At 69.6% G+C, this 13,035-nt stretch carries 12 protein-coding genes; all 12 read right to left on the reverse strand.

Translation table 11 applies throughout. The annotated features are described in order from the left end of the window. Positions 1-40 precede the first annotated feature (40 nt). The 12 genes from ABEA26_RS32000 to ABEA26_RS32055 all read right to left on the reverse strand — a co-directional run bounded on the left by ABEA26_RS32000 (position 41) and on the right by ABEA26_RS32055 (position 12,823). Positions 41-370, reverse strand: a complete 330-nt coding sequence (locus ABEA26_RS32000; protein WP_345597066.1) for a phosphopantetheine-binding protein — start codon at positions 368-370, stop codon at positions 41-43. A gap of 76 nt (positions 371-446) precedes the next feature. Continuing rightward, positions 447-1,610, reverse strand: coding sequence for an acyl-CoA dehydrogenase family protein (locus tag ABEA26_RS32005; protein WP_345597067.1), 1,164 nt, complete (start codon positions 1,608-1,610; stop codon positions 447-449). Next, on the reverse strand, positions 1,607-2,845 hold the full coding sequence (locus tag ABEA26_RS32010; protein ID WP_345597069.1) for a type III PLP-dependent enzyme domain-containing protein: 1,239 nt from the start codon (positions 2,843-2,845) through the stop codon (positions 1,607-1,609). The genes ABEA26_RS32005 and ABEA26_RS32010 overlap by 4 nt, the downstream gene beginning before the upstream one ends. Next, entirely contained in the window at positions 2,838-4,286 is a 1,449-nt protein-coding gene (locus tag ABEA26_RS32015) for a class I adenylate-forming enzyme family protein (RefSeq protein WP_345597071.1), read from the reverse strand. The genes ABEA26_RS32010 and ABEA26_RS32015 overlap by 8 nt, the downstream gene beginning before the upstream one ends. 5 nt (positions 4,287-4,291) lie before the next feature. After that, positions 4,292-4,978 (reverse strand): HAD family hydrolase, encoded by a 687-nt coding sequence (locus ABEA26_RS32020; protein ID WP_345597073.1) that lies wholly within the window; start codon positions 4,976-4,978, stop codon positions 4,292-4,294. A gap of 62 nt (positions 4,979-5,040) precedes the next feature. Continuing rightward, entirely contained in the window at positions 5,041-5,733 is a 693-nt protein-coding gene (locus tag ABEA26_RS32025; RefSeq protein ID WP_345597075.1) for an HAD family hydrolase, read from the reverse strand. Continuing rightward, entirely contained in the window at positions 5,730-6,887 is a 1,158-nt protein-coding gene (locus ABEA26_RS32030) for a nucleotidyltransferase domain-containing protein (RefSeq protein WP_345597077.1), read from the reverse strand. Before ABEA26_RS32030 ends, ABEA26_RS32025 begins: the two co-directional genes overlap by 4 nt. After that, positions 6,884-8,707: a phosphotransferase gene (locus ABEA26_RS32035; RefSeq protein ID WP_345597079.1), complete on the reverse strand. Its 1,824-nt coding sequence runs from the start codon at positions 8,705-8,707 to the stop codon at positions 6,884-6,886. The genes ABEA26_RS32030 and ABEA26_RS32035 overlap by 4 nt, the downstream gene beginning before the upstream one ends. 23 nt (positions 8,708-8,730) lie before the next feature. Further along, the gene (locus tag ABEA26_RS32040; protein WP_345597081.1) at positions 8,731-9,966 is read right to left on the reverse strand and encodes a hypothetical protein; all 1,236 of its coding nucleotides are present in this window, start codon (positions 9,964-9,966) and stop codon (positions 8,731-8,733) included. Next, positions 9,956-10,633 (reverse strand): class I SAM-dependent methyltransferase, encoded by a 678-nt coding sequence (locus ABEA26_RS32045; RefSeq protein ID WP_345597083.1) that lies wholly within the window; start codon positions 10,631-10,633, stop codon positions 9,956-9,958. The genes ABEA26_RS32040 and ABEA26_RS32045 overlap by 11 nt, the downstream gene beginning before the upstream one ends. Next, entirely contained in the window at positions 10,617-11,741 is a 1,125-nt protein-coding gene (locus ABEA26_RS32050) for a GHMP family kinase ATP-binding protein (RefSeq protein WP_345597085.1), read from the reverse strand. Before ABEA26_RS32050 ends, ABEA26_RS32045 begins: the two co-directional genes overlap by 17 nt. After that, on the reverse strand, positions 11,738-12,823 hold the full coding sequence (locus ABEA26_RS32055; RefSeq protein ID WP_345597087.1) for a monodechloroaminopyrrolnitrin synthase PrnB family protein: 1,086 nt from the start codon (positions 12,821-12,823) through the stop codon (positions 11,738-11,740). Before ABEA26_RS32055 ends, ABEA26_RS32050 begins: the two co-directional genes overlap by 4 nt. Between the last annotated feature and the right edge of the window lie 212 nt (positions 12,824-13,035).

The raw sequence follows: 13,035 nt of genomic DNA on the forward strand, positions 1-13,035 counted from the left end.
ACGGGTTCAGTCGTGGGCGCTCCTTTCCCCTGGAACCCACTCATTCAATGCCCCCGTGGCCGTGGCGGTCGTACAAGTGGGCGTCGCCGTCGATGGGTTGTGAACTGGACGGCTTCGCAGCCACGAGCGAGTCGATCACCGACCAGAGGTCGGCCGGTGTTGCGAATGTCTTCGCCGTCAGCAGTTCGTCGGGGATGGTCAGGGCGAAGGCTTCCTCCAGATCCAGGAGCAGACTCACGGTCGCCAAGGAGTCCAAACCGCGGTCCACGAGGGGCAGTTCCGGGACGACGGGTTCGTCGGCGGGCAGAAACGTGAGATGGGCACGCAGGATTTGCTCGAAGGACTGAGGCCACGGCTGTTCCGCCATCATGTTGACCTTTCTGCTAGTGGGAGTGAGGAACACAGGTTCGCGGCAGAGCTCGCTCGCCGCGGGGTGCCAACGGCGCTCAGGTCAGCTGTCCTGAGCCGTCCAACAGCGTCATCGTGCCGATGGCGCCGAGCAGCCGGTCGTTGGAATAGTTGAGACTGGCCGAGCGCAGGTCCCGCAGGTGCCGTTCCAGCGGCACGTGGGAGTCGCACCGGTACCCGGTCGTCATGCCGCTCAGCTGGACAAGCCGGTCCACCGCCGAGAAGGTCAGTTCTGAGCACGCGACCTTCAGGGTGTCCAGCCGGATCTGGAAGGACCGATCGGCCAGTGATACCCCGGCGCGCCGTCTCCCCAGCACCTCGTCGCGGACGCGGAGCAGTTGCGCGCCGCACAGGTCCAGGTCAACGCGTGCGCGCGCCAAGCGGTGACGGACCAGGTCGCTGGTCACGTCGATGCCCTTCGGCCGCTCTCGGGACCGGAGCAGTGCGACCAGCCCGTCCAGCGCACCCCGCGCCGCCCCCAGCCAGCATCCGGACCAGGCCAGGTGACCTGCGGGGATCATGCTGTCGACGGCGACCTCGCGAAACGCTCCGGGGCTACCGATCAGCTGATGGCCAGCGGTCGTTCCGGAGAGCTCCATCCCGACGCTGCGGGTGCCGCGCATTCCCATGGCGTTCCAGTCGCTGACGACCCGCGCCTCGACTTGTTCACGGTGGAGGTGGACGAGGCTGACCTGGTTCGGCGGCGCGTCCGGACCGGCCCGCATGGTGACCAGGAATCCGTCAGCGTACTCGCCGCCAGTGACCACCGGTGCGCTGCGCCGGATCAGTAGGTCCGTGTCTTCGCTGTGCAGCGCGGCCGAAGCGCTCAGCAGGTGGCCGCCCTTGGAAGGCTCGGTCGTGACCGACGCCAGGTAGTAGCCGTCCTCGGCGATACGGGGCAGGAGTTCGGCGCGCAGTTGCTCTCCAGCGTGCCGGACGACGGTGTCCACTTGCTGGCAGTGCATCGCCCAGATCATCGCGGTGGAGAGGCAGCCCCCGGCCAGGACCGCCGCCACTTCGACCAGGTCTCCGAGGTCGCGACCCATGCCGCCGTACTCGACGGGGACCAGCAGCCCGAAGAGGCCCGCATCGCGCAGCGCCTGCACGCTGCTCAGCGGGAACGCTCCCTCGGTGTCCGCCTGTCCGGCGTGCTGGGCAAGCAGGGGTTCCAACTCTGTGGCGATCGCCACGGGTCCGGTCATGCGCGCTCCGATGCCACGGCATCCTCGGTGATCGGTTCATGTGTCAACCGGAGCCGTGTCGCCGAGACAACATCCGTCCCGCGTACCACGACCTCGGCCGGGGCGGGACGCCCCAGGAACGCCACGAGACTGGCGTTGAGGCCGTACGCTCCCGTGTTGGAGAAGACCAGGGTCCGGCCGACTTCGACGGCGGGGACCCGCACGCTGCGGCCGAGAACGTCCGCCGGGGTGCAGAGCGGGCCGACGACGGTGGCCGGTGCCGTGTCGCCGTCGTCCGGGTCGGGTGTGGCGCCGGCGAGGGCCAGCCGTCCCAGCCCGCTCAAGCCGCCGAGGTGGTTGACGCCGGCGTCCAGCACCACGAAGGTCTGGCCCCGGCTGCTTTTGACCTCCTGCACCGTGGCGGCAAGCCGGCCGCTCTCACCCACGAGGTGACGGCCGGACTCGAAAGCGATCTCGACATCCCCTGTGCGCCATCCGGGCAGCTCGGCGTCGAGGGCGGACCGCAGGGCGTCGCGCAGCCGCGGATAGGAGGGTCTGGTCCCCGGCCGGGCATAGGGAGCGGCGAATCCACCACCCAGATCGACCACGTTCATCGGTAGACCGGCCTCGTCCCGCAGCCGCGCGGCGAGGGAGACTCCGGCCCGCAGCGAGGCGATGAGGCTGTCTTCGTCACGGGCATTGCTGATGGGAAAGAGATGTACGCCGCTGAGACGGGTGCCCGGGACGCCGGTGAAGGCGGCGGGGTCGGCCCGTACCTCCTCCTCGTCCACCCCGAACTGGGAGGCCACGCCGGTCATGCGCAAGCCAGTGGCGCCGACGGCTGCCCCGTTGATCCTCAGCAACACGGTTGCCTCCGTCCCCGTGGCCGTAGCCGCCCGGCCGAGGCGGTGCAGCTCGCCCACCGACTCGGCCGAGAAACGCCGGACGCCCCGGGCGAGGGCGAAGGCCATCTCCTCGTCGGTCTTCCCCGGGCCGGTGTACAGGCAGTCCGCGGCGGCGAAGCCCGCGTCGAGCGCGACCCCCAGTTCGCCGGTGGAACTCACCTCCGCCCGGCAGCCGGCCCCGCGGAGGCACTCCACCACCGCCGGATGGGAGTTGGCCTTCAACGAGTAGTACAGGGTCGAGGGTGCGGGCAGCGCGGCGCGGAGGTCGGCGCACGCTTGCTCGACACGGTCCAGCTCGTAGACGTAGAGCGGGCTCCCGTAGCGCCGCACCAGGTCCGACACGTCAGCCACGGCGGTCCGTCCTTCCGTTGAGTTCCACCAGGGCCCGCAGAGCGGTCCGGTCGGTCTTGCCGTTGCCGCCGAGCGGCAGCTCGGGCAGGACCCTGCAGACCGCGGGCACCTTCGCGGCCTCCAGACGTTCGTGCAGTCGGCGTCTCACCTCGTCGGGCGGCAAGGTGGTGACGGCGAAGAGGACGGCCTCGTGGCCGTCCCGGGGCGGCACAACCGCGGCGTCGGTCACGTCGGGGACCCCGAGCGCCGCCGCCTCGATCTCCGCGACGCTGGTCCGTACCCCGCGTGACTTGAACAGGTCGTCGCGGCGGCCGTGGAGGTACAGATTGCCGTCCGCGTCGAGATGGCCGTAGTCGCCGGTGTACAGGACGCGTTCCCCCGTGGACGCGGCGCGCCGATAGGTCTGCTCGGTCAGCGCTTCGTCCTTCCAGTAGCCGTCCATGAGGTGCGGGCCCCCGACGACGATGTGTCCCTCCTCGCCGAGCGGTACCGGGCGACCGTCGGGATCCTCCACCCGGACCGTGGTACCGGGCAGGGGCCCGCCGACCGATCCCGGCGCCACGAGGTCGCTGTCGGGCTCCGCGACGGTGACGCGCTTGCACTCGGTGGTTCCGTACATGAGCCGGACCGAGGCGGCCGGGAAGGTCCGACGCAGGCCCTCGATGTGGTGGGGGGTCAGTTCCTGGCCTGTGTTGGTGAGAAGCCGGACACCAGGGGCCGGCCCTCGGCGGCCCAGTTGGTTCAGCACGGCGGCGAGCGAGGGCACCACCGGCACGACGGTGACCGCGTGCTCGCGCACGGCGGCCAGCAGGCCGCTGTCCTGTCCCGGCCCGCGCAGGACCAGCGAGGCTCCCGTGATCGCGGCCATGAACGCCTGGTACAGGCCGTAGTCGAAGGAGAGCGGCAGCCGGCACAGGATGACGTCGTCGGCGCGGTAGCCGAGCGTCGCCGCGATGGTCCGGGCCGCGAACAACACCTGGCGGTGCGGACACACCACCGCCTTGGGAGCGGCCGTACTGCCGGAGGTGTAGAGGAACACGACCGCGGACGTCGGGTCAACGGCGTCGATGAGCCGCGGGTGCGCGGGGTCTGCCGCGGCCGGCGGACGGGTGAGGACCGCCGCGGGCTCCGCGTCCGCCGTGATCGCCTCCCATTGGGCCGGCCTCAGGTCCGGGCTGAGCGGCACCGCTGCCGCACCGATGCGGGAGCACGCGTAGACCGCCGCCAACACCCAGCGTTCGGCCACCGCGCGGATCAGGACACGGTCACCCGCCCGTACCCCGGCCGAGGCGAGATGAGCCGCGTAGCGACGGCTCGCGGCGTCCAGTTCGGCGTACGTCCAGACACCCTCGGTGTCGTACACCGCCGCCGAGTCCGGCTGCCGCGCGGCGGTGGCCTCCATGGCGGAGTGCAGGAGCTGCGGGAGTGGGCCAGTGGTCATGCCGTTCACCTCTTCTCCCGTGCGGGCTCACCCGGCTGACGGCCGCGGAAGCACCGGACATCGACCACGCGCATGCCGGCGGCCTCGGCCGCCGCGATCCCTGCGGGTGAATCCTCGTAGACCAGGCAGCCGCCCGGTTCGGCTCCGAGCTTCTTCGCAGCGAAGATGAACAGATCGGGTTCGGGCTTCCCTCTGGCCGCGTCCTCTCCCGTCACCACGAGGCCGAAGTGGTGACGGAGAGCCATGGCCTTGAGACCCGCGTGCACGGATCGCCGTGGGCCCGCGGAGACGACGGCCAGGGGAAGCCGCCGGCCCAGTTCCTCGGCCAGCCGGACGACCGGACGGTGGATCCGCAACTGCCGCACACCGGCGAGGATGTTCACCTGGGCCGTGGCGTCTATCCGCTCCACCGGCACCGTGAGGTCGGCGCGAGTGGCGAGTTCGGTGATGAGTTCCGCGCCGGAGGCACCGACGCGGTCGAGATAGAAGTCGCTGTCCATGGTCAGCCCCCATTCGGCACAAGCAGAGGCCAGACCGCGGTAATTGAGGTTATGGCTGTCCACCAGGGTGCCGTCCCAGTCGAACAGGACGGCTTGGAGCCGGTCGACGTCCCTGGGCAGGCCGCCGTGGTCGCAGCCGCCTCGGCCGTCGCACGGGGGCGCGGAAACGAATGATTCGGGTCGGGCGACCACTCGGCCGATCCTCCTGGCTTGTCGCTGTGTGTCGTCTTCGGTGGCCTCCACGCGTCCGCGCGTCATGCGAGGCGCAGCACTTCGTCCCAGCCGGGACGCCCGGGGTCCACCTGCACCGTCCGCATGCCCAGGGTTCTCGCCGGCGCCATGTCCAGGGGCTCCGAGTCACCGACCATCACCACGGTGTCCCATTGCCCGGCCGCCGCTCGGGAGAAGAAGGCGAGATCGGGCTTCCTGCCCAGTCCTTCGCTGGAGTAGTACGCCCGGTCGATGAACTCCGACAGTCCAAGTCCGGTGAGCAGACGGTGCATTCCCTCCGGCTCCAGCACGCAATTGGAGATGAGCCGGACCTCGTGTCCGGCCTTCTTGATGTGCCGCAGGACCTCGGCGCAGTCCGGTGCGGCGATGTGCCGGCCATCGCCGTTCCCCATCGCCCACCACAGCGCGTCCCGGGCGCGGTCCAGGTGCTGCTCCAGCCCCTGTCGCCGCAGGCCGCGTCCGAGCAGGTCCGTTGTCGCCTCCTGGACGCTGCTCGGCCGGAAGGCCGCGGACAGGATCGGGTACAGAATCCTCTTCGCCGTCGTCTCCGTGACGCCCAGGTGGTGCGCGAAGAGCGCGGCCGGGGCGGGCGCGCTGCCAGGGGTGCGCTCCAGGACAAGGGTGTCGTAGCAGTCGAACAGGAAGAGTTTGCGCGTCGGGGCGACGTCCGCTCCTCTTCCGCCGGTGCGCGCGAGGTCCTGTTCCGTCCCGTTCATGTGCGGGGAACCTTGCTGCGGACGGAAACCTCGCTGCGCCGCCCGGTACTGAAAAGGCGCTGCACGAAAGGACGGTTCCACGCGACCGGGGTGCCGTCGGACGCCCCGTACTGGTCCAGGTACTCAAGGTTCTGCGGCCGCAGGCGATCCAGCGTCCCGGCGGGGACCGTGCTGGGGAAGAGCACCTCGGTGTAGGAGAGAGCGAAGTAGACCTCCGCCTTCGCTTCGAACTCTTCCGCCCGTGCGACGAGCCTCTCCCACCGTTCGGTCTCCGATCGTCGCGGCAGGCTGCCCGCGATGTCGACGAACTTCTGCAACTGCAAGTCGGCCTGATTTTCGATGTAATAGAGAGTGGTGGCTTCCTTGAACAGGTGCAGACAGAGATCCATCAGGTGGTCGTCCCAGGCGAGTCGCCGCCCGGTCACCCCACAGAATTCGTCGCTCGTCGCACGCTCCAGAAGCGCCTCGGTTCGCGATGTCCCGTTGGCTTCCCGATTTCCGATGTCCTTGCAGAGGTCAAAGGTGAAAGCGGTCAGGTCGTCCCGTTCCGCGAGACGAATATAGGGAAGCTCGTTGTTCAGGTTCATGCGCCAGAAGATCTGTGTGCGGCGGGCGAAGGGTTCCACCTTCTTTCCGTCCGAGGAAACGCGCCCCTGGCGGTATCCGCACGCCAGTAGCGCTGCCCGAACGGCTTCGAGGTCGTCGGAGTGCACCAGGAGGTCGAGGTCCGTCATCCGGCGCGTGCCCAGATCCGGATAGACGTCGTGGAGCACGACCGGACCCTTCCGGACGGCGTAACGGCTGCCTGAGCTCTCGATGCGGCTCAGTACGCGGCCCAGTTCGTCGACGAGCGCACGGTTGCGCGCACGGTGGGTCAGGTAGACCGAGGTGAAAAGATAGTGGTACGGCATGTCCAGGGTGCCGTCCTGCTTGTGGAACAACTGATGACGCGACAAGTTGAAGCCGACCAGGGGCAGAATCTTGTTCCGGCCGGCGAAGTCCACCAGCCGCCCCCAGTCCGTCTCCGCCGTCTCGTTCTCCAACAGGTCGCGGCAAACCTGCACGTCCTGGGCCGTCATCCGGGGGCGCGACAAATACAGAACGAGACGTGCCTCCCGGGACAGTTCTTCCGGTGCGCCAGTGAAATTCTTCACGCTCTTCCCCCGTCCCGGGTCACGGAGATCCTCTCGCGCGCGCCGTCGCACAGTTGTCGGAGTGTTTTCGTCCATTCGTCGGCTTCCTTGGGATCGCGGAGGCTGAAGAAGTCGACGTAGGAGAGCGCGTTGAGGATCTGGTAGGTGTGCAGTCTCAGCTCCGCGTCGGGCGGGCACGGTCCGGTGTGCCCCTCCCGGTAACCGGCGAGGAACGAGCTGCGGTGCGCCGGCTCTCCGAACGCCCAGAGCTCCAGTTTCACGAAGTCTTCCACAGGGTCGCCGGGGCGCATGAAATCGAGATCGATGAGCGCCACTGACGCGTCGGGGCGCACCAACACATTGGGAAGGTGCAGGTCATGATGGGTCATCCGGGCGCTCGTGCTCGTCTCGCGCAGAGCGTGCATGCGGGTCACCAGGTCGCCGACGAGAGCCAGTTCGTCCTCGGGAAGAATGCCGCACGCCCGGTTCCGCTCCAGCAGGGTGGCGAGCTTGGCACGGTAGAGAGCACCGACGTCCGCGGCGTGCGCGGGCTCGATGCCGCAGGCGAAGGGAATGTCGTGGACCGCGCCGACCAGGGCTCCGAGACGGTGGAAGAGCTGATCGGCCTGGGGCTTCGAGGCCGTCCTCAGGTAGTCCTCGGCGTCCTGGCCGTCCAGCCATTCCTGGACCAGGTAGGCCCGGGGCTCCGCGTCGGCCGTCGGCCACTCAAGTGTGTCAGTGGAGCCGTAGGCGAACACCTGGGGGACGGCCAGGCCCCGCTCCCGCAGCAGACGGGACGCGTCGGCCGCCCGCGCGAAGTGCTCCTGTGCCGCCCCAGGGGCGTCGTTGAGCTTGACCATGAAGGTCCCGTGATCAGTCGCCAGCCGCCAGCCCTCGTTGGACAGCCCCTTCCGTGTGGGCACCGGCTCGTCCTCCAGAACGGCACCGGGCACGGTGTGCCGCAGCAGGTACTGGAGGGGGTGGGATGTGTGAGAGGACAAGTGGTCTCCACGTGATCGGGTCGGCGAAGGTGCTCCGCCTCGCGCCGTCCGGTCCGTGCGCGTGGTGGTGGGCGGTGGAAGCACATAGAGGCGCGGAAGGTGTCCGAGGACGGACAGTTCCCGCGCGCAGCGCTCCCCGAGGGCCGAACGGCCGGTGGAGGGGGCGCAGACCGCGGCCATGAGCCGGCTCAGTCCGTGCACGGCCCGGTAGGCGCGTACGTGCGGGTGGTCGTAGTCCCTGCCGGTCAGTTCGAGCCAGGCGTCGGCGGGCACCTGCCATTCCCAGCAGAGGCGGACGAGGTCCAGCAGGGGGTCGCCCGCGACCGCGAGTTCCCAGTCGACCAACCGCAACCGTGGTCCTCGGCCGACGAAGTTCGACGGGTTGGGATCGTTGTGCAGCAGGGCCGACGGCCGGTCCGGCAGTCGGTTGAGCAGATCTGACACGGTGGCACAGGCTGTCGCCGGTTCACGAAGGCCCCGCTGGGCGAACACGTCGCGGTAGGCCAGGATTCTCGACTCGAGGTACGCCGGCCACGAGGGGGAGGTGCCGGGAGCGGAGATCCGTCCGGCGGGCCTGTCCGCCACGGGGACCCGGTGCACCCGGTGCAGCAGGTCGACGGCCTCCCGCACGGAGGCGCCGCCGTCCCCGGGGCCCCCGCCCACCCTGGTCATCAGTGAAACGGGGCGTCCTCGCAGCGTGCCCGCGGCGAGCAGACGCGGGGCGACGCGTTGGGGGCGAACGAGTCGCAGGGCCCCCGTCTCGGTGTGCTGCCGCCACCGCGACGCGTAGATCTTGGCCACCGCGGGACGTCCCAGCGAGACGACCCTGTTGCCACTCATGCCCCCCATGCGGCGAAGCGTGTTCATCGCCATACGGACCGGGCCACTTCCGCGAGTTCGGCGCCCAGCTCCGGCAGGGACGTGCCCGGTCCGAATTCGACGGAGAGAGCGGGCAGCCGGGTGAGGTGCCGGACCGTGCGGACGGCGTTGCGGCGCAGTTCGTCGGCGGCGGTCTGCCGCAAGGTGAGCCAGTCCTCGACGAACACCTCGTCGTCGGGGGCCATGCACTGCTCGGTGACCACGTCGGCGACCTCCGCGGGATCGGCCGGCGTTATGCGCAGCCCCACCCTGGCGGACCGGGCCCGGGGCAGGATGACGACCCGCAGGTCCACCTCGTCCACCAGCCGGGTTCGGGTCCTGTCGCGCCACTCCGCGGGCAGGACGTTCAGTTTGGAATGCCCGCCGAACCGGTCCCAGTCACTGTTCCGGTAGTCGGGCTGCGGACGCAGCAGCGTCCAGCCGACGGCCTCCACCAGCCCGAGGGCCTTCACCGTTCCCCCGTTGACCCGGATCGGGACGGGCATGCCGATCCCCGTCAGCCTGGGGTCCGGTCCGGAGTCGGCCCGGACAACGACCCGGTCGTTGGCCACGAAGCCGCCGCCCCGCGCCATGGCGAGGGACAGCGCGAGGGTCGACTTGCCGGCCGTCGACCGGCCGACGATCAAGGCTCCGCCACCACCGGGCAGCTCCGCGCACGAGGCGTGAAAGCCCACCCAGGCGTCGTCCTCCGCCCGACGGTAACCGTATTCGCGGAGTTGGCGTGCGAAGTCCAGGTGGCCGTAGGCGTGGTCCGTGCTCAGGCAGACCAGGCCCCTGTCCGAGTGCACGACCAGTACGGGCCCGTCCACACTGCTGGTTCCCTCCGCGCAGGTCCACTTCACTCCGTCGGCCATCGAGTGCTGGACGGCGGGGGCGTTGACGTGCATGCGGACGGACGTCTTCGCGTGCGATCGCGCTTCGAGGGCACCGACCAGCGCACGGAGGCGGTCTTCGCCCACGCGCAACCCCACCGCCGCCCGCACCGGAGGCGGCCCCGGGGACGCCTCGACGGCCCACAGGCGGCTGGAGGGGACGAACAGGGTCTGGAGATAGTCGAGCTGCGCGGGGTCGTTGCTGCTCACCGCGAGACGGTGATCTCCCACGCGCACGGTGATCCGCTCGCCGCCCAGAGCGTCGAGCAGCCGACGGGGGCTGACCACGAGGTCGGCGAGAGAGCCGAGATCGACCTCCGTGAGAGAGAGGAGGGGACTACCGGTCACAGGACGGCTCCAATGCCACTCGCCAGACAGATCGTTGACCGGGGTCTCCGCCACGCAGGTACTGATGGGGTCCGTCGGCCAGGTGCCAGCCGGTCCGCACACACAGGCGCGCCAGCTCCCCGGGTTCCAGGAGCGTCATCTGCTGCCCGTTGCCGAGGACGAAGGTGTCCGGGCCGACGCGCTCCAGGGCCGGGTCCAGATAGCTGGAGCTGAACACGTTCAGCGATACCCTTGCCGAAGGCAGGGCCACCCTGCGCAGTTCGGCCAGCGCGGCACCCACCGCGTCACGGCTCGGCAGGTTGTGCAGCACACCGTGGCACACCAGGAAACCCACGGATGCCTGGGCGAAGGGAAGCCGGGTCACGTCCGCCTGGAGGTAGGTGACGTCGTCACGCCGTCGACGGCGCGCCTCCGTCAGCATGGCCTCGTGAAGATCGACCGCCACTACACGGTATCCGCGCCGGGCGAGCAGCGAGAGATTGCGCCCGGCCCCGCACCCTATGTCCGCGGCGAGCGTGCTGCCGCCGGACGCGACGGGCACGAGGGTGTCGAGGTAGCCGGGGGCCGGGGCGTCACCGAAGGTCCGGACCACGGCGGGTGCGTTCCAGTAGTCGGCGGGCGGGGCCGGCCGGCGGCCGCCCCGCCGGGTCTCACCAGGATTTGACAACGCTGTACCCCTCAGACCATGGCCGTGCGGCGAACGTCCGCAGTCCCGCGTCCCGGAACAACTCGGTGACCTTCTGCTCGGTGCGTGTGACGGCGAAGAACAGGGGCCCGACCGAGGACAGTCCGAGGACATCGGCGGCGCCGTTCGTGAAGGCCGGCTCGATGGCATCGGCGAACTCCAGGAGCCGGGGATGGGAGAAGGAACAGTTCTTGATGCTTCCCATGCGGAAGCGGTAGTCGAAGACCAGCTTCCCGAACTCCCGTACCTCCCCTTCGAGGAGTGCCGGCCACGCCTGGTGGATCAGCCGGTAGGCGATGTCCGGGGCATGGCGCCGTCCGGTGCGCAGGAAGTCGTCGAAATGGCGGGCCTCCTCCTGGAGGCTTTGCTGCGCGTCCCATTCGGTGGGGTCCGCAGGCATCGCGAGCACGATGCGGTAGTCCGCCGGCAGGCCGGCGGAGAGCAGCGGTACGGCGTTCCCCGCCACGACCTGCACCGAGCCCGGTATCAGTCCGGCGGCCGCGGAGCCACCGATGCACTGGACCGGCATGAGACTGTCGCTCCGGCCGTCGATCTCCTCACCGTGGTTGTCCACCAGGAAGCGAATCAACCGCCGTGCCTCGACGGGGCGTCCGTAGAGTTCGTTGATCGCGACCGCCACCGAGGCCATGGTCGCGCTGCTGCTGCCCAGACCGACGTGGGGCGGCAGGTCGACCCCTTCGGTGTGCACGAGCAGTCCGTCGGTAATGCCGAGGAGTTCCCTCATGACGGAGGCCGCGTGCCGTGCGAGGACCGGCCGGGAGCAGTGCCCGGTGGTCGTCACCTCGTCGCTGCCGGGCACGATCTCCACCCGCGCGGTGCGGAAGAGATCGCACACGACGAAGAGTTCTCCCGCGGGATGGCCCGAGCCACGCGGCTCGCCGTCGTCGGCCGCCGCCGTGCCGACGATCTTGCTGGGGTCGAGGGCCATCGCGTTCAGACGGGTGGGGTGACGCACCTCCACCCCGGTTCCGGCCGGCACGGCGGGGCCGGGGACGGCCGGTCGGCGTCCCCTGAGCAATCCCACGGGCACCGGCCGGAAGTGGGTCGCAGTCTCGGGCGCTGTGCTCACCGTCCACCTTCCATCGGGTACAGGACGTCCTTGTTCAGCTCGATGATCCTGTCGAGCACGCCATCGGTGTATCCGCCGCTGCCCAGCGAACCATCCGGTCTCACCAGCATGTTGTTCCTGGCGAGCTGCCGATGCGGATACCGGAACCGCAGCACGTCCTGAAGCAGGCCGATGAAGTCGTCCTGATTACCCGTCTCCACCGCGAGCCCGGCCAGCGTCCGGCCGCCCGCGCCCGATGCGGCGCGTGCGCGGGCGGCGTCGCAGACCGCCCGGTGAGCGGGGGGCAGGTAGCGGAGGTTCTCCTCCAGGTAGGTCTGGTGCCACGCACCGGCTTCGCTGTCGCCCGCCGCATGGGCGAAGAGCATGACATCGACGGCCAGCAGGGGCATCTGCGCGCCCCCTGGTGCGGCATACGCCTGCCCGCCGACAGTGAAGGTGGGGAAGTAGGGACGGAGCCGGCTCGAGAAGAACTGCGGTGTCACATGCCGTTTGACCCTCAGCAGGTTGGCCTGGAGCACCTTGACGCTGCTGCGCGCGGTGCGCAGGGCCGTGACCGTCGGACCGTCGGCCCCGTCGGTGTTCGCGGGCGCGGTCCGGTCGGCGTGCAGGACGTCGGCGAGGTGCTGGACGGCGTCGTTGAGCCGGGCGCTCGCTTGGGCGACGCTGTCGATGAACAGTTCCTCCTCGGCGGTCCCGGTGAAGCTGCGACGGCGTACGCCCCTCGGGTTACGGGTGCTGTAGCTGTACACGGTGTCGCGCGGGACTTCCCCGGCGAGGGCGCCGAGCCGCAGGAGTGCCGGTTCCAGGGGTGAGATGTCGAGTTCGGGTGCGTGTCTGACGGCGGACGCCACCAGGAAGCCCAGATCCCGCAGTCCTGCGCACGCGTCCACCGCCGTGGACACGTCCACGCTCGCGGCGGCGAGCGCGCGCGCCTGCTCCTTCAGCCAGGTCAGGTCGCCGCGTTCGTTCACCTCGGGCAGGTGGATGAGGACGGCGTCGGCGCCCAGCGGGTCGCGGCCTGCCACTTCTTCGTCGTACTCGTTCTCCCGCGCAGCCGAGAATTCCGACGGTTCGGCAATCACCAGTGTGCACCTCGACTGATTTCGCAATGAATAGACCACCTCAGGCAGCCGACACGAAGGAAGCGGGGAAGGGAGGCACAGCATCTCCCGCACATGCGATTAAGTCCAGAAGCCCCCGGGTCGATCTTTCCAGGTGTATGCAAAGTACACTCGCTCATCACGGCGAGGCAACGCCCTTTTAGTGCCCAACGGCAAGGCGAAACGGACATAAG

The sequence above is a fragment of the Streptomyces marokkonensis genome, from assembly GCF_039539045.1.
In the GTDB taxonomy this organism is placed as follows: domain Bacteria; phylum Actinomycetota; class Actinomycetes; order Streptomycetales; family Streptomycetaceae; genus Streptomyces; species Streptomyces marokkonensis.